General features: G+C 60.1%; 15 protein-coding genes and 1 pseudogene. 8 read left to right on the top strand and 8 right to left on the bottom strand.

What is annotated here, in order from left to right:
* Positions 1-6: 6 nt before the first annotated feature.
* The 7 genes from HYZ49_10490 to HYZ49_10460 form a co-directional block, all read right to left on the bottom strand.
* A complete protein-coding gene (locus HYZ49_10490) occupies positions 7-726 on the bottom strand; it encodes a YggS family pyridoxal phosphate-dependent enzyme (protein ID MBI3242708.1) in 720 nt (239 codons plus the stop codon).
* 80 nt (positions 727-806) lie between these two features.
* Complete coding sequence (gene pgeF, locus HYZ49_10485; protein MBI3242707.1) at positions 807-1,583, bottom strand: peptidoglycan editing factor PgeF; 777 nt, start codon at positions 1,581-1,583, stop codon at positions 807-809.
* A gap of 163 nt (positions 1,584-1,746) precedes the next feature.
* Positions 1,747-2,457: a DUF2085 domain-containing protein gene (locus tag HYZ49_10480; protein MBI3242706.1), complete on the bottom strand. Its 711-nt coding sequence runs from the start codon at positions 2,455-2,457 to the stop codon at positions 1,747-1,749.
* A gap of 73 nt (positions 2,458-2,530) precedes the next feature.
* Positions 2,531-3,109 carry a TlpA family protein disulfide reductase gene (locus HYZ49_10475; protein MBI3242705.1) on the bottom strand — a complete coding sequence of 193 codons (579 nt, stop codon included), beginning with the start codon at positions 3,107-3,109 and terminating at the stop codon, positions 2,531-2,533.
* A gap of 1 nt (position 3,110) precedes the next feature.
* Complete coding sequence (locus HYZ49_10470) at positions 3,111-3,890, bottom strand: hypothetical protein (protein ID MBI3242704.1); 780 nt, start codon at positions 3,888-3,890, stop codon at positions 3,111-3,113.
* A 3-nt stretch (positions 3,891-3,893) separates the two neighbouring features.
* Positions 3,894-4,961, bottom strand: coding sequence for a L,D-transpeptidase family protein (locus HYZ49_10465; GenBank protein MBI3242703.1), 1,068 nt, complete (start codon positions 4,959-4,961; stop codon positions 3,894-3,896).
* A gap of 286 nt (positions 4,962-5,247) precedes the next feature.
* Positions 5,248-5,694, bottom strand: a complete 447-nt coding sequence (locus HYZ49_10460) for an NUDIX domain-containing protein (protein ID MBI3242702.1) — start codon at positions 5,692-5,694, stop codon at positions 5,248-5,250.
* Between the two features lie 49 nt (positions 5,695-5,743).
* On the opposite strand from HYZ49_10460, the gene HYZ49_10455 reads away from it, so the two are divergent.
* From HYZ49_10455 to HYZ49_10445, 3 genes are read left to right on the top strand one after another with little or no spacing between them, the layout of a single operon-like run.
* The gene (locus HYZ49_10455; GenBank protein ID MBI3242701.1) at positions 5,744-5,983 is read left to right on the top strand and encodes a hypothetical protein; all 240 of its coding nucleotides are present in this window, start codon (positions 5,744-5,746) and stop codon (positions 5,981-5,983) included.
* The gene (locus HYZ49_10450; GenBank protein MBI3242700.1) at positions 5,980-8,505 is read left to right on the top strand and encodes a CBS domain-containing protein; all 2,526 of its coding nucleotides are present in this window, start codon (positions 5,980-5,982) and stop codon (positions 8,503-8,505) included. The genes HYZ49_10455 and HYZ49_10450 overlap by 4 nt, the downstream gene beginning before the upstream one ends.
* On the top strand, positions 8,489-8,992 hold the full coding sequence (locus HYZ49_10445; protein ID MBI3242699.1) for a DUF402 domain-containing protein: 504 nt from the start codon (positions 8,489-8,491) through the stop codon (positions 8,990-8,992). The genes HYZ49_10450 and HYZ49_10445 overlap by 17 nt, the downstream gene beginning before the upstream one ends.
* A 72-nt stretch (positions 8,993-9,064) precedes the next feature.
* Here HYZ49_10445 and HYZ49_10440 read toward each other — a convergent pair whose 3' ends face one another.
* On the bottom strand, positions 9,065-10,390 hold the full coding sequence (locus HYZ49_10440; GenBank protein MBI3242698.1) for a hypothetical protein: 1,326 nt from the start codon (positions 10,388-10,390) through the stop codon (positions 9,065-9,067).
* 100 nt (positions 10,391-10,490) lie between these two features.
* Between HYZ49_10440 and HYZ49_10435 the strand changes: the two genes are divergently transcribed.
* The 5 genes and pseudogenes from HYZ49_10435 (at position 10,491) to ettA (ending at position 16,277) form a co-directional block, all read left to right on the top strand.
* Positions 10,491-12,470 carry an AMP-binding protein gene (locus tag HYZ49_10435; GenBank protein ID MBI3242697.1) on the top strand — a complete coding sequence of 660 codons (1,980 nt, stop codon included), beginning with the start codon at positions 10,491-10,493 and terminating at the stop codon, positions 12,468-12,470.
* Positions 12,471-12,479: 9 nt separating this feature from the next.
* Positions 12,480-13,244 carry a DUF4058 family protein gene (locus HYZ49_10430; protein ID MBI3242696.1) on the top strand — a complete coding sequence of 255 codons (765 nt, stop codon included), beginning with the start codon at positions 12,480-12,482 and terminating at the stop codon, positions 13,242-13,244.
* A gap of 32 nt (positions 13,245-13,276) precedes the next feature.
* Entirely contained in the window at positions 13,277-14,185 is a 909-nt protein-coding gene (locus tag HYZ49_10425) for a phosphotransferase (protein MBI3242695.1), read from the top strand.
* A gap of 35 nt (positions 14,186-14,220) precedes the next feature.
* Positions 14,221-14,514: a hypothetical protein gene (locus HYZ49_10420; protein ID MBI3242694.1), complete on the top strand. Its 294-nt coding sequence runs from the start codon at positions 14,221-14,223 to the stop codon at positions 14,512-14,514.
* An 89-nt stretch (positions 14,515-14,603) separates the two neighbouring features.
* Positions 14,604-16,277 (top strand): annotated as a pseudogene (gene ettA, locus HYZ49_10415) (energy-dependent translational throttle protein EttA).
* Positions 16,278-16,293: the final 16 nt, after the last annotated feature.

The raw sequence follows: 16,293 nt of genomic DNA, 5'->3' as shown, positions 1-16,293 counted from the left end.
ATTCTCCTAAGTTTCAAATATTGCCCGCCCGATTCGCGCCATCGTCGTCCCTTCTTTGATGGCCGGTTCAAAATCGTCGGTCATGCCCATCGAAAGTTCGCGCCAATCGGCAGTCGGGAAACGACCGGCCAGGCGGTCACGCAACTCTCGCAACTTCTTAAACACCGGACGGGCCTGTTCCGGTTCGGGCAGAACGGGGGCCATCGTCATCAGCCCGCGCACTTGCAAGCCTGGCTGGGCCAGGATGGCGGCGACGGCGACGCACAAAACGTCCCACTGCTCCGAATCGGTTCCCACGCGGTCGGCGGCCAAACCGTATTTAGCCTCTTCGCCGGAGACGTTACACTCCAGCAGGATCGGCAGAGTCCGGTTAACCTCGCCTGCCGCCCGGCTCAGGCGCTCGGCCAGCGCGACGCCATCCACCGAATGCGCCCAATTGAAATCAGCCGTCACTGCCCGCGCCTTGCGGCTTTGAATGTGGCCGATCATGTGCCAGGTGATGCTCAAGCTGGCCTCGCGAGCCGCCATAATTTTATCACCAGCTTCTTCGATCCGGTTCTCGCCAAAGTCGCGCTGGCCGAGTTCATAAAGCTCGCGGATGGCCGAGAAGGGGCGGCCTTTGGAGACGGCCACCAGCCGCACGCTCGCCGGCTCGCGCCCGGCGCGGCGGGCGGCGGCGGCGAGGCGGTCACAAATTCTGGCGTAGTTCTCGGCAAGCGTAGTCATAGAAGGGAACCACAGATTTCACGGACGCGAAGCGCACAGATTTTGATTCCCATCCGTGAAATCGGTGTAATCAGTGGTTTTTACCTCAAAGCAATCACTGCCCCAAAGCGCCCGGTTTTGCCGGCCTCGGCGCGGTGCGAGAAAAACAGATCGTTGCGGCAGGCAGTGCAAAGCCCGGCCACTTCAATTTGCTCCACCCCGGCCTCGCGCAGAACGCGGGCGTTGGCGGCCCAAAGGTTGAAATGAGTTTTATTGTTATTGGTGATCAGTAATTCGTCGGCGTTGTCGAAACCCTGACGAACGGCCTCGATGACTTCGGGGCCGACTTCGTAATGTTCGGGGCCGATGGAGGGGCCGATGCCGGCGATGAGGTCAGCGGGGCGCGAGCCGTAAGCCTCGGCCATCGCCTTTACCGGAGAAGCCGCCGCTTTGTTTACCGTGCCGCGCCAGCCGGAGTGAACCATGCCCAGCGCCTGACGTTTGGGATCGTAAAGCAGAATGGGGACGCAGTCGGCAAAACGTTGAAAGAGGGCGACACCGGGGCGGTCGGTGATGAGGCCGTCGGCTTTGATCGGGGGGCCGTCGCCGCGTGGGTGATCAATCCGGATCGTCTCCGTGCCATGAATCTGCCACACATCGGCCATGCTTTCTGCTGAAAGCGCCAGTGTTTCAAAGGCTCGCAAGCGGTTGGCCCGCGCATTCTCCGCCGAGTCGCCGGTGCTGATGCTCATGTTGAGCGAGGCCCAGGGTTGCGGGCTGAGGCCGCCGGTGCGGGCAAAGATGGCGTGGGCAAGCGAGCCGTTGGGGAAAGAGTTGAAGGTGAAGTAGCTAAGGCCGCCTGAGGTATGTTCAAGCATGATCAGGATTGAACCGCGAAGGCGCGAAGGACGCAAAGATTTTGTTTTCTTCGTGCTCTTAGCTGTTTGAAAATTGCTCTTAGCCCGCGTCCTCGCGGGCGTTCCCAACCGCGAGGACGCGGTTGGGGAGCATTTATTAAACAGTCGCTTAGCGTCTTAGCGGTTAAGTCTTCAACTCTCCCGCCTGCGTCAGCTTGGCCGTCAGTTCGGCTTTGATCTCGGCGAATGAGTCTTCGACGTAAGGGTAAGCCAGCCAGACGTTCATGGCCCCGAACAGGAAGCCGGTGAGGGTGCGCAGGTAGGGCGTGCTCTCGCGCAACGGCAGGAAGTTGAACGGCGGCTGGGAGAACAACTGGCTGAAGCCGTCGAGGGCGATAGGGGCGATGCCAACCAGGCCGTAGACGAAGATGTTGAGCGGCTTGATTTTGACTCCCGAAGCGCGAACGATAGCGAAGATGAGGCCAGCAACTAAGATCGCGCCATAGATCGCCACGTCGCGTTCGCAGTAAGCCACCTTATAACCCATGATCTCGTTGCCGACAAAGGCTTTGGCGGCAAAACGATCCAGAAGGTTGTAAGGATCAATGCCGGTGAGGGCTTTGAAAGCCGGGGCTTCATAGAAGAAGTTTTTGCCGAAGAGGAACCAGGAGCGGAAGGCGAATTGGTGGCAGAGCGGCGAGTAGGCGGTGTAGATGAGGTTGGCCGGGCCGGTGAGGCCGGTCTTCATCAGCACCGGGGCGACGAACGGCAAGCCGACGTAGACCAGGACGAGCGTGTTGAATACGGCCAGCCAGTGCTTGCTAAGGCCATAGATTTGCTTGTCGAGCCAGATGACGAAGTCGCGTTCGCGACCAGTGACGGGTTTGGAGGTCATGGAGGTTGGAGGTTAGAGATTAGGGAATTGGAGATTAGAGAATTGGAAGTTGGGGTTTTGGGATTTGGGATTTTTACTTTAGAATTTTGGCGAGGTTGTCGGCGAGTTGGGATTCGGTCATCGAGCCGATTTGGAAAGCGGCGATGGTTCCGTCGCGGCCAACGAAGAAGCTGGACGGGTAGGCGCGGATGCGATAGAGATCGTTGACGACCAGGCCGGGGTCGAGCAGAAACTCAAAAGATAAATCGAGAGCGTTGGCGAAATCCACCACGTCAGCTTTCGATTCGTCGGCGTCTACGGCCAGCACGGTGAGGCCGTCACTTTTATTGGCGTCGTAGGCGGCCTGAATGGCGGGCATTTCGACGCGGCACGGGCCGCACCAGGTGGCCCAGAAGTTGATGAGGACGGGTTTGCCTTTGAGGTCGCTCAGGGTGACGGTTCCGCCGTTGATGTTGGTGAGGGTGAAGTCGGGCGCGGGCGAGCCGACGATGGGGGCCGGGGCCGGAGTCCCGCCGCCCCCGCCGTTGGCGGCCAAACCGTTGTTGGCCAGCGTCGGCATGCCAATAAACACAATCGCGCCGATCGCCAGCCCGATCAGCAATCCGCCGCCAAGAATCAATAGTGTCGCGCGCGCTGAGTTCCCGCTTTCCATGTCAAATCGAGTTCTTTGATACGCCGCCGAAGGCGTGGCCGCTCAAATAGCCGATGTAGGCCGGGACAAGCGGCAGGACGCACGGCGACAGGAACGAAAGCAGTCCGGCCAGAATCGCCACCGGGTAGCTGGGCACTGCCGACTGGCCGAAAGTCACGTCGAGGAACAAGCCGTTGCGTTGTGCCCAGATGGCGATCCAACTCAGGTTGTTAGTGAACATGATCAGGCCGATGAGGATGAGGAAGAGGCCGCTGATGATTTCGATGGTGCGCATGTGTTTGCGGAAGCGGCGGACAAATTGGGCGGCTCGATCCATGCCCAGGCCAATGGCCAGGAAAGGCAGGCCGAGGCCGAGGGCGTAACCGCTGGACAAGATCATGGCCTGGCCCACCGATTGCTGGCTGAGGCCCAGAGTGAGAATAGCGCCGAGGGTGGTGCCTACGCAGGGCGTCCAACCGGCGGCGAAGAAAATGCCCATGAGGGCCGAGGCCAGGAAGCCGTTGCGTTGATTCTGGAATTGCGGGCGGGTGTCGGCGTAATAGAGCCAGGGAAGTTTGATGACGCCGAGGGTGGCGAAGCCGAACAGGATAATGACAAAGCCGCCGATTTGGGCGATGACCGACTTAAATTGGCCGAACAGTTCGCCCAGCAAGGTGACAGCGCCGCCCCAGCCCACGACGAACACCAGCGAAAAGCCAAACACAAACAGCACGGCGTGCACAAACACCGTCAGCCGCTGGTTCAGAGTCGGCTTCTCGGTAGAGACAGCTACAGGATTCATAATCTATCCACCTTCGTTGTTGGTAAGCGGCGGCGGCGTGCCCTGAATCTCAACCCGCGTGCCGCCCGGCCACTCTACGGTGACGTTGCCCGGAATATAAGTCACCTCGGGCGTTGTCCAGCGAAAGAGCCACTTGGAGGCCGCCGGTGGGCAGTTGAGGCAACCGTGTGAACGGGGCCGCCCGTAATCGTTGTGCCAGTAAGTTGAATGAATGGCCGCGCCACTGCTGGCAAAGTACGACACCCAGCCGATGCCCGGCAGGTCGAAGCCGTTGGTGGCCGTGCCGCCCGTCATGTGGCGCGAGATGCGCTTGCTCCAAATGGGATGAACGCCGCCGGGAGTCAGCGCCGCGCGCTTGCTTCCATCCGGCTCAAAAAACGTTGCGCCGGAAGCGATCTTGGTGCGAAACACCTCGGTCTTGCCTTCGAAAGCCGAGAGCCAGTGCGTGCCGACATCGGCCACGATGCGCTTGTTGCTCGCGTTCGGCGAGATGGGCGCAATTTCATCGGCGGTAATGAGGCGGGTGTGCCGGCCCTGCGCCCAGAAACTCTTGCCCTGGTCGTCTTCCACGTGATACCACACAATGCCGTCCGGCCCGGTTTCGATCTTGTCAATCTTGAGCACAGTGCTGTAGTAGAGACGGTAGACGATGGGCGAGTTGGAATCCGCCGCCGCCCGCGACTCGGTGTAAGGAACAGTGATCTCGCCGTAGAAGCCGTCTTCTGGAAGAACGGTGATGGGTGTATGAGTCTCGTTCTTCACCGGCTGGACGCCCGACGAGTAGATGTAACCTTCGGGAATTTCAAACCAGACGTTATTGTGTGGGAACCAGCCTTCGCCGACTACCGCCCGGTAAATCTCCACGATGTCATCGCGGTATTTATAAGTCACCTGCTCGCCCTGAGGATTGGGCCGGGTGATCACCCGGGCCGAGGCGATCGTCACCCGACCCAACCGGGTGAGCGGCGCGGCCAGGCGCAAGTCATTAGGCGACAACGTGCCGAAGGCCATCGCGCCGAGGGTGATGGATGAGAGTTTGATGAATTCGCGTCGAGAAAGTTTTATTGCCATAGATATAGGGCCGGCAATTGGAAACCGCGCCTACAAAAGCCAAGTCCACCTGCGTGGACTAGTCGGCGCAAGCCGACTTCGCCTTATGTTGCCGCGATTTTAATCGCCGAACTCCAATTTCAAAATACCACGCAACTATAACACAACACGCGCCGTTCCTCTTAATAGACGGCGCGTGCGAGGGCAATCTTACCTGAGAAGTTGGGAGGGAACAAAGGGGTGAGTTAGAGTTTAGAGTGTGGCCCGTCTCTCCAATCTCTAATCTCCAATTCTCTACGCGAAGCGTCTAATCTCTCCTCTCCCTCCACCACCCCACCGCCTGCCGCACGAAACTCCGCGCTGGTTCAAAGCTCATCATCGCCTCGGCCTCCGCCGCCGGAACCCACAGCCGCTCGAACGTCTGGCGGTCGTGCTCGGCGTCGTCGTAATCCATTTCACCAGCATGATCGTGGTTGCGGAGCCGCATGACAAAATAGTGCTCGTTGCGGACGTACCATGCCCCATCCTTGCCCCGGAACTGCGCCTGAAGCACGCCCAGATCGGCCAGCACTTCCAGGTTTGAATAGCCCGTTTCCTCAACGGTCTCCCGCACCGCCGCCTGCTCCGCCGTCTCGCCATCTTCGACGTGGCCTTTCGGCAAAACAACCTCGTTCAGGCCATGCTTCCGCAGGAGAAGCACCTTGTCGCCGTCAAACAAAATCCCGCCCGCCGCTTCGTAGTGAATAATGTCCATTTTCCAACCTCTAACCTCCAACGTTCAACTTCCAAAGTATAATCTTCATATGCTTTTCTTCGGCACCAAGCAAGTCCAGCGGCCCCTGCCTAACCAGCAGAAAGTCTGCCCGGTCTGCCTCAGCGTCACCGAGCATACCGTGACCGAAAGCGGCACTTACTTCACGCTCTATTTTGTTTGGCCTCATCGCCCTGCTCACCATCATCCTGCTCACCGTCATCTTCTCCATCATGTCACGCTGACGGCCCAAGTCTGGCCCTGTTGGCTTGTTTCATTGTTCATTGAATGACGACCCTCATTCTCACCCACGAGCAGGCCGACTTTGACGCAGTGGCCTCGTTGTGGGCCGCGCATCGTCTCCATCCGTCTGCCATCCCCGTCCTCCCGCGCCGCGTCAACCGCAACGTCCGCGCCTTCCTCAACTTATACGGCGACCACTTCGGCTTTGCCGAAACCGAAGACCTGCCGCGCCAGCGAGTCGAGCGCGTCATTGTCGTGGACGCTCAATCGGCCTCGTCAGTGAAAGGGATGTCGGCCAAAACCGAGATCACGGTGATTGATCACCACGCCGGTCAACCCGACTCCGGCACCGGGGCCAACACCACCCTCCTGGCCGAGCAATTGGCCGAGTCGCTCACGCCGCTCTCGCCCGTCGAGGCCACCCTGCTCCTGCTCGGCATCTACGAAGACACCGGCTCGCTCACCTATCTCACCACCACCCCGCGCGACGCCCGCGCCGCCGCTCACCTGCTTGAGGCCGGGGCGCAACTCGAAGCCGCGCGCGAGTTTTTGCATCACCCGCTCACCGGCGGACAAAGGGCGCTCTACGATCAACTACTGGCCGCCGCTGAGACTCACCTTGTTAACGGCCAGGCAGTGACGATCAGCGCCATTGATGGCGGCGAAACCGACGAAGAACTTTCAACGCTGGCCCACAAACTGCGCGACACACTTGACCCCGCCGCCCTCTTCGTGCTGGTGAACCTGCGCGGCCACGAGCCGAGAGTTCAACTGATTGCCCGCTCCACGACGGCCAACGTGGATGTGGGGGCAATGGCAACCCACTTTGGCGGCGGCGGCCACGGTCGGGCCGCCGCCGCCCTCATCCGCGATCGTTCCCTCGACGACGTTCGCACCGCCTTGATCGCCGCCCTGCCCGATCACATTCGACCGGTCGCCACCGTCGCCCAGATCATGTCGCACGGCGTGCAAACCCTTTCGCCCGACACCACCGTGCGCGCCGCCGCCGAGCGATTCAAAAAACACAGCTACGAAGGGTATCCGGTGGTGGACGCGGGGCGCGTGGTGGGCTTGCTTACCCGCCGGGCAGTGGATCGCGCCATCCATCATCATCTCGACACCCAGCCCGTCAGCGCCATCATGGATTCGGGTGAAGTGACGGTGAAGCCAGGCGACTCGCTGGAACATTTGCAAAAGCTGATGACGACGCATGGCTGGGGGCAAGTGCCGGTGGTAGACGCTGACGCGGGAAATGTGATCGGCGTGGTGACTCGCACCGACCTGCTCAAGCGCCTGGCGACTCCGGTGAAGCCGCCTCGCCGGAATTTGGCCGATCAACTTGCCCGTGCCCTTCCGGCGGAACGGCTGGCGCTCTTGCATCTCGTGTCCGACGAAGCGACGGCCCTCAACGTCTCGCCCTTTATTGTCGGCGGCTTTGTGCGCGATCTCTTGCTCGGCCAGCCAGGTTTGGATTTCGACATCGTGGTGGAAGGTGAGGCCATTGCCCTGGCGAAACGGCTGGCGGCCAAACATGGCGGGCGAGTCACCGCGCACTCACAGTTCGGCACGGCCAAATGGAAACTGCCGCCCGCGCTCAGTCCGGCGATCCCGTCCGGCCACCTCGATCTGGTCTCGGCTCGCACCGAATTTTACGCCCATCCATCAGCCTTGCCAGAGGTTGAACGCGGGAGCATCAAGCTTGACCTGCACCGCCGCGATTTCACTCTCAACACGCTGGCGATTCGGCTCGCCCGTGAAGCCTTCGGCGACCTGCTCGACTTCTGGGGCGGCGAGCGCGACTTGCGCGACGGCCTGATCCGGGTCCTGCACTCGCTCAGCTTCGTGGACGACGCTACCCGGATTCTGCGGGCGGTGCGCTTTGAGCAACGCTTCGGCTTTCGCATCGAAGCCCGCACCGCCGAGTTGTTGGCCCACGCCTTGCATTTGCTCCACAAGGTCAGCGGCGACCGCATCCGCCACGAACTCGATTTGATTCTGCAAGAGGCCGAGCCGGAGCGCCACATTGCCCGCCTGGCCGGGCTTGGCATCCTCTCGCACATTCACCCCGAACTGCCCGCCGACTCCGACTTGCCACGCCGGATGAAAGCTGTGCGCGAGTGCGCCCTGCCCTTGAAGTGGTCGGCGTGGCTCCTGCCCCTCACTCCTTCTGTCTTGAACGATGTCGTCTCACATTTGCGGCTCTCTGCTCACAACGCCGAGATCGTTCAACAGGCCGCGCATGCTTATCTTGGCATCGGCGGCCTCCCCGGCGGAGTCCGCATGAGCGAACTGAACGCCTGGCTAGGGCAAATCGATCGCGAATCACTCCGGCTTGCCACATCACTTTGCGATCAAGAGTCGTTGCGTCGCCGGCTTGAAGACTACTTGCGCCGCCGCGAGTCGCTGAAGCTGGCGACCACCGGCGAGACGTTGCAGGCGCTTGGCCTGCCACCCGGTCCGCGCTACCGCGAGATTCTGGGCCGCCTGCAAAATGCGTATTTGGATGACGAGATTACGAACGCCGAAGAGGAGCGGGCACTGTTGGGGAAGATTCTTGAACGTCAAAATTAACTACGCCCGGATTGGCAAAGAGACTGCCATTTACACTGAAGGCCTCCTCGAAGACGACGGGAAGCGGCTGAGGACGTTCAATATTGTGCCGCCCGAATATCAGACACCGATGTCAGAAGGCTGGTGGCGGGAGGGTCTAATTTCGCAAGGGCAACTGATTTACTCGGTCGCCAAGTATCACTTCTACAACGAGCACTTCGACGTGCTTGAGCTTCGCGACGAAGCCGGAGACTTGCTGGGCTACTACTCGGACATTGCCACGCCTTTGCAAAAGATTGGCGACGAATACTTCCTCACCGACTTGATGCTCGACCTGTGGGTGTTCCCGGACTCGACGACGTTCAAAGAACTGGACTGGGACGAGTTTGAGGCCGCCGTTCAGAACGGCCTGCTCTCCGACGACCAGCAAGAAAAAGCCCTCAGCACGATGAACAGGCTGAGGGCCGAAATTGCTCAGGGCATCTTTCCGGCGGCTTACATTCGCTGAAAAGCAGGGACCGCACCCTTCGACTTCGGCCAGCGAAAAGCACGTTGGCCTCCGCTCAGGGTGCGGTTTCTCTTACCACCCGGCTCTCACCACCCCTCCCGGCACGTCAGCCTTCGTCAGCGCGCCGCTTTCGGTATCCATTCTCCAGGCGCTGCCGCTGGCGTCGTTCAACCAAACTGTGTCGGTCACCGGCCAGAGGATGGTTTGCAAGAGGCGGTCATCATCCTGAATCAAGACAGTCTGGGACATCGTCGCAACATCCACCTTCACCACCGAATACGCTTCTGAGTCGGGGTTGCCGACGGCCATCGTGTACATCAGCAAGCCGCCGTCAGGCGACCAGATGATGCCGCCGGCTTGATGATGGTCAACGTCAATCGGCACGCGCTGTTCAGCCCCGCTTGCCACGTCATGCAAAACCAACTCCAATTGTTCAACGCCGGGGATGTAGGCGACGGTTGAACCGTCGGGCGAGAGCGACATGGCGCACAGGCAATCCATGTTCGGCAGAATCTCCTTGACCAACCCGGTCTTCAAATCGGCCTGTTGCAAGTCCGACCCGCCAAAAAACAAGATGTAGCCGCCGATGCCATAAAGCGGATTGGTGAAATACAAATACCGCCCCTCGGGCGACCAGCCGATGGGTTGCGGCAAAATCGCTTCGTCCGGCAACCTTTTATCCAGAATGAATTGCTCGTCCGAGCCGTCCGCGTTCGCCGCCTTCAACTGAATGTGCGTGTCGCCCTCCGGGTGCGGCTCAAAGACGGAAGTGCCCCATGCTATTCGCTCGCCATTCGGCGACGGCAGGAACTGGCCTTCAAATAACTCGCCACCAGAGTTGACAAACGGCAACTCGGTGAGCGTGTTATCAAACGCCACTCGCTTCACCACCTGAGTCTCATCGTCAATATAAAACAAGTAGCCATCGGCCACCCACTGTGAAAAGCTTTCCCTCAATCCCGGCGCAGAAAAGATGGCCTCGGCCTCGCCGGTTGCCGGATCAACTGCCGTCAATTGCGGCGGGTCAATAGAAAAGTTCGCCAGCACCACGATTGAGCCGTCAATACCCTGCGCGCCGCCGCCGCCACCCACTCCCTCGGCGGGCGTGGGCGACGAGGCGGCTGTGGTTGAAACGGCGTTTGTCGCCGCAACGACCGTCGCCGCAGATGGTTGGCCTGATGAAGATTGTGTCGCCGTCCCCTGGCCAGCCGGCGCGCGAGTCGTGGCAGTCGCCGCCTCTGTTGTGGCCGTCGGCGGCGCGTTCGTCGCCGCCGACCCGGAGGACGACGTGGGAATCTCCACCACCAGAGTCGGCGGAACCTGAGCGCCCCCGCCGCAGGCCGCCAGCGTCACCGCCACCAGCAGGCTCAACACCCTCATTGTCGTTTGTCGTTTCATCGTGCTAACCCTCATTGGGATTTGGAATTTGGGATTTTGGAAATTGGGGGTTTTCATTTCTTCATTGTCTCATTGTTCATTGTTCATTACAATATATCGCATGACCGACACAGGCACCTTCACCTTCGGCGGCGACATCGTCTGGCGACCGTCGCCCGAAATCATCGCTCGCTCCAACCTGCAAAAATTTATGAGTCAGCACAACATCACCTCCTTTGACGAATTGCTGGCGCGCTCGACCACCGACGTGGCCTGGTTCACCGATGCCGTGCTCAAGTTTCTGGACATCAGTTTCCAGCGCCCCTATTCGTCCGTCATCGATCTGTCCAAAGGCATTCAGTGGCCGCAGTGGTGTGTGGGCGGCATGACCAACATCGCCTTCAACTGCGTAGACAAACATTTCGAAACCGGGACGCGAGAACGAGTCGCCATCATCTACGAAAGCGAAGAAGGAGATGTCCGCTTGCTCACTTACGGCGACCTCTTCTTTGAAGTCAACCGTTGCGCCAACATGCTCCGGGCGCACGGCTTGAAGAAGGGCGATGCCGTCGGCCTCTTCATGCCCATGACGCCGGAAATCGTCGTCGCCCTGCTCGCCATCGTCAAGATCGGCGGCATTGTTCTGCCGCTCTTCTCCGGCTACGGCGTCTCGGCCATCGTCTCGCGCCTCAACGACGCGGGCGCGAAGGCGCTCTTCACCGCCGACGGATTCTTCCGGCGCGGCCAGCTTGTCCCCCTCAAACCCACCGCCGACGAGGCGGCCAAACAGATTCCGACTCTGCAAAAAATGTTCGTCTTCAAGCGCGTCGGCAACGAAGTGAACATGCAGGCCGGGCGCGATCACTGGTGGCACGACGAAATGCCAAAGCAAATGGAGCTGGCCCCCAGCGAGCCGACCTCTGCCGAAGACCCGCTGATGATCATCTACACCAGCGGCACGACCGGCAAACCCAAAGGCGCGGTTCATACGCACTGCGGCTTCCCGGTCAAAGCGGCGCAAGACATGGCCTTCGGCACTGATATTCAACCCGGCGACATTTTGTATTGGATGACCGACATGGGTTGGATGATGGGCCCCTGGCAAGTGTTCGGCGTGACTCTGTTGGGCGCGACGATGTTTCTTTACGACGGGTCACCCGACTACGCCCCGGCGAAGCTAGGAGGCGGCCCCGACCGACTCTGGTCAATGGTCGCCCGCCACAAGGTCACGACCCTCGGCGTGTCCCCAACCTTCATTCGCGCCATTCTCAAGTTTGGCGACGAGCCGGTGAAGAAGCACGACCTTTCTTCGCTTCGCGCCTTCGCCTCAACGGGCGAGCCGTGGAATCCTGATCCCTGGCTGTGGCTGTTCAACACCGTGGGCGGCGGCAAACTGCCCATCATCAACTATTCCGGCGGCACCGAAATTTCGGGCGGCATCGTCATGGGCAATCCGCTCCTGCCCCTCAAGCCCTGCGCCTTCTCTGCGCCCTGCCCCGGCATCGCCGCCGACGTGTTCGACGAGAACGGCCAGCCGGTTCGCAATGCCGTCGGCGAACTCGTCATCAAAGCGCCCTGGATTGGCATGACGCACGGCTTCTGGAAAGACCCGCAACGTTACGAAGACATCTATTGGTCGCGTTGGCCGAATGTTTGGGTTCACGGCGACTGGGCCGCCATTGACGACGACGGCCTGTGGTACATCCTGGGCCGGTCGGACGACACGATCAAAGTGGCGGGCAAGCGTCTCGGTCCGGCTGAAGTCGAGTCGATTCTCGTCGCCCACCCCGCCGTGGCCGAGGCCGCCGCCATCGCCGTCCCCGACGAAGTGAAGGGCAACGAAGTGGTGTGCTTCTGCGTACTCAAGCCAAGCCACCAACCATCGGATGAGTTGCGTGAAGCCCTCAAAGAAAAAGTGGCCGCCGAACTCGGCAAGCCCCTCAAGCCGCGCGAGATCAAATTCGTGCGCGACCTGCCGAAAACCCGCAACGCCAAAGTCATGCGCCGCATCATCCGCTCGGCGTATTTGGGCCAAGACCCGGGCGACACAAGCTCGTTGGAGAATCCGGTGGCGGTGGAAGAAATCCGCAAAGCGGCATAAAATAGAGATATGCGCTCACCATTTCCTGGCATGGATCCGTGGCTCGAACACCCGGCGCTGTGGCCCGACTTGCATAACAGCTTAATCGCGGCTATTCGAGACGAATTATCGCCTCTTCTTGCGCCCAACTACTACATCCGCCTTGAACGGCGCGCCTACGTGTTCACACCCAATGACTTGGAATTTATTGGCCGCCCCGATTTAAGTGTAATGCCGTTGCATGTTCCAACGCCGCGCGCTAACTTGCCGCTGGCTGAAATGGACGTAATCGAAGTTGAAGCTCTCATCCAGGATGAGGTCGGCGAAAGCTATCTTGAAGTCCACGACACCAAAACACGCAACGTCGTCACCGTCGTCGAGGTTCTATCGCCCGCTAATAAACTGCACGCCGAAGGCCGGCGCGACTACGAAAAGAAACGCAAACATATTTTGCATAGCCTCACCCACCTGGTCGAGATTGACTTGCTCCGCGCCGGCGACCCGATGCCGGTTAGCAAACAAGTGCGAAGCGATTACCGGATTCTAGTGATGCGCGGCGACACGCGGCCTCAGGGCAAGCTTTATGCGTTCAGCGTTCGCAAGCCCATTCCGCCCTTTCTCCTCCCCCTCTTACCCGGTGACGACGAACCGACCGTTGACCTCAACACCATCTTGCACGCCCTCTACGACCGCGCTCGATTCGATTTAGGCCTGGACTACGACCAGCCGCCCGTGCCGCAGTTGAGCAACGAAGACTCCGCCTGGGCGCGTGAACTGATCAAGAAGGCTCAGTAGCGCAACTTGTCAGTTTGCGCTACATGCTTTGAATGCCCTTCCTCCCCGACAATTTCATCCGCACCATCACCGATCTCTTCAACGAGCGCGGCGTTGCATGGCTAGAGAACTTGCCGGGCCTCATCGCCGACTGCGAACGCCGCTGGTCGCTCCAAGTTCTGCCCCCGTTTGATCTTTCCTACAACTACGTCGCCCCGGCTATCTGCGCCGACGGAACCGAAGTCGTCCTCAAACTCGGCGTGCCTGACGGCGCGCTCACCGACGAGATGACGGCGCTTCGTTTGTGGGATGGTCGCGGTATTGTGCAATTGCTCGACTGCGATCCTGATCAGGGTATCATGCTCCTCGAACGCCTCCAGCCCGGCACACCGCTCGTCACCGTCGAAGACGATGAAGAAGCCACCCGCATCTTCGCCCAGGTTGCCCGCCAACTTCGGATACCCGCCCCCGCCGTTCACAACTTCGACACCCCGCAGACCTGGGCCGAGGGCCTGAGGCGGCTTCGTAAACGATTCGACGGCGACACCGGCCCTCTGCCCGCAAAAATCGTCGAGACCGCCGAGTCGCTTTTTGCCGAATTGCTCGGTTCACAAGCCGATCCGGTCTTGCTTCACGGCGACTTGCATCACTGGAATATCCTCTCTGCCACACGCTTACCCTGGCTCGCCCTCGATCCCAAAGGCATCGTCGGCGAGCCGTGCTATGAAGTGGGCGCGTGGCTCCGCAACCCGGTCGGCCACCTCTTCAACCAACCCAACCCGAGTCGCCTCTTCGCCCGCCGGGTCGCCATCCTCGCCGAGGAACTCGGCTTCGACCGCCAGCGCATCCTCGGCTGGGGCGTGGCTCAGGCTGTGCTCTCGGCGTGGTGGAGTATTGAGGATCATGGACATGGCTGGGAAGAAGCAATGGTATGCGCCGAGTTGTTGACCGAATTGCTATAGGGCAAATTTCCAATTTGCCCCACGAGCCTTTGACCGTGACCGAGATCGAAATCCCCGTTCCTCTTTCTGCGAAACCAACCCTAGCTCCTCGCACCGTCGAGCGTGCCTGTACGACTCTTGATCTCACGCTCACGCTGAAAGGCACTCTCGCCAAATATCCAGGCTGTATCCATTGGCACTATAAGAAAGGCAAAGAACGCGCCACGCTTGAGATCACATGGTGGCCTCGTGAGCGGCGATTGTGGCTTAAGGTCGCACGCAACCGGCGAAGTGATTGGATCGAAGATGCCATTCCGCGCCTCAAACGCTATCTTGAGTCAAAGTTGTGAGATAATTGCCCCAACCCCAGCCGTCAGCGCAACTACTGACGGCTGATTGCTGAACACCAATAACCAATAACTGATTACCAATAACCATCATGGCAGACGGACAAGTCATCTTTTCGATGGTGCGCGTCGGGCGCATCCACCCACCCAACAAGCAAGTCCTGCGCGACATCTCGCTCGGTTTCTACTACGGCGCAAAGATCGGCGTGCTCGGCCTCAACGGCGCCGGCAAAAGCACTTTGCTTCGCATCATGGCCGGAGTCGATCAGGACTACGTCGGCGAAATCGTCAGAAGCCCCGGTTACACCGTCGGCCTGCTTGAGCAGGAACCGCAACTTGATTCAAACAAAACGGTGAAGCAAGTTGTCGAAGAGGCCGTCCAACCCATCAAAGACATGCTGGCGAAGTTCGACGAAGTCAACGCCAGGTTCGCCGAACCCGACGCCGACTTCGACGCGCTGATCGCGCAACAGGCGCGACTGCAAGATGAGTTGGACAAGCACGACGCCTGGAACCTGGACGCCCGGCTGGAACTGGCGATGGACGCGCTTCGTTGTCCGCCCGGCGACACGCCCGTCACCGTTCTCTCCGGTGGCGAGCGCCGCCGCGCCGCCCTCTGCCGTCTCCTGCTCACCGAACCGGACATTTTGCTCCTCGACGAGCCGACGAATCATCTCGACGCCGAGTCGGTGGCCTGGCTGGAAAAGCATTTGCAACAATACAAAGGCACGGTCATCGCCGTCACCCACGACCGTTACTTTCTCGACAACGCGGCCGGTTGGATCCTGGAACTGGATCGCGGCTACGGCATTCCGTGGAAGGGCAACTACTCGTCGTGGCTGGAGCAAAAGCAGACGCGGCTGACGCAGGAAGAGCAGGCCGAGAGCAAACGCCAGAAGACGCTGGAGCGCGAGCTGGAATGGATTCGCATGTCGCCCAAAGCGCGGCAGGCCAAAGGCAAAGCGCGCGTCACCGCCTACGAAAAACTCCTCAGCCAGGAACAAGAGGAGCGCCGCGAGAATCTGGAAATTTATATCCCGCCCGGCCCGCGATTGGGCGACGTGGTGATCGAGTGCAAGGGCGTGAGCAAATAGTTTGGCGACCGCCTCTTGATTGATAACGCCACCTTCACCGTGCCGCCGGGAAGCATCGTCGGCGTCATCGGCCCCAACGGCGCCGGCAAAACGACTCTGCTCAAAATGATCACCGGCCACGAGTCGCCCGACACCGGCACGTTCAAACTTGGCGAGACGGTCAAACTGGCCTACGTGGAACAAAGCCGGGAGACGCTCGACGGCGAGAAGAACGTATGGGAGGAAATTTCGGGCGGGGAGGAGAGTCTGGTGTTAGGCACACGGCGGATGAACTCGCGGGCTTACGTCGCCAGCTTCAACTTCCTCGGAACCGATCAACAAAAGAAAGTGAAGTCACTCTCCGGCGGCGAGCGCAATCGCGTTTTGCTGGCCAAGACGCTGAAGGAAGGCGCGAACGTCATCATGCTCGACGAGCCGACCAACGACCTGGACGTGAACACCCTGCGCGCACTCGAAGAGGCGCTCGACAATTTTGGCGGGAGCGCCGTCGTCGTCAGCCACGACCGTTGGTTCCTCGACCGCATCGCCACTCATATTCTGGCCTTCGAAGGCGACAGCCAGGCGCGCTTCTTCGACGGCAACTTCTCCGACTACGAAGAAGATCGCCACAAGCGCCTGGGCCTGGCCGCCGACACGCCGCATCGCATTCACTACAAGCCGTTGACGAGATAGAGATCAATCTCCAATC

Source organism: Chloroflexota bacterium, from assembly GCA_016197225.1.
In the GTDB taxonomy this organism is placed as follows: domain Bacteria; phylum Chloroflexota; class Anaerolineae; order Anaerolineales; family VGOW01; genus VGOW01.
The sequence above is the reverse complement of the archived record's forward strand: the minus strand, read 5'-3'. Positions and strand labels throughout refer to the sequence as shown.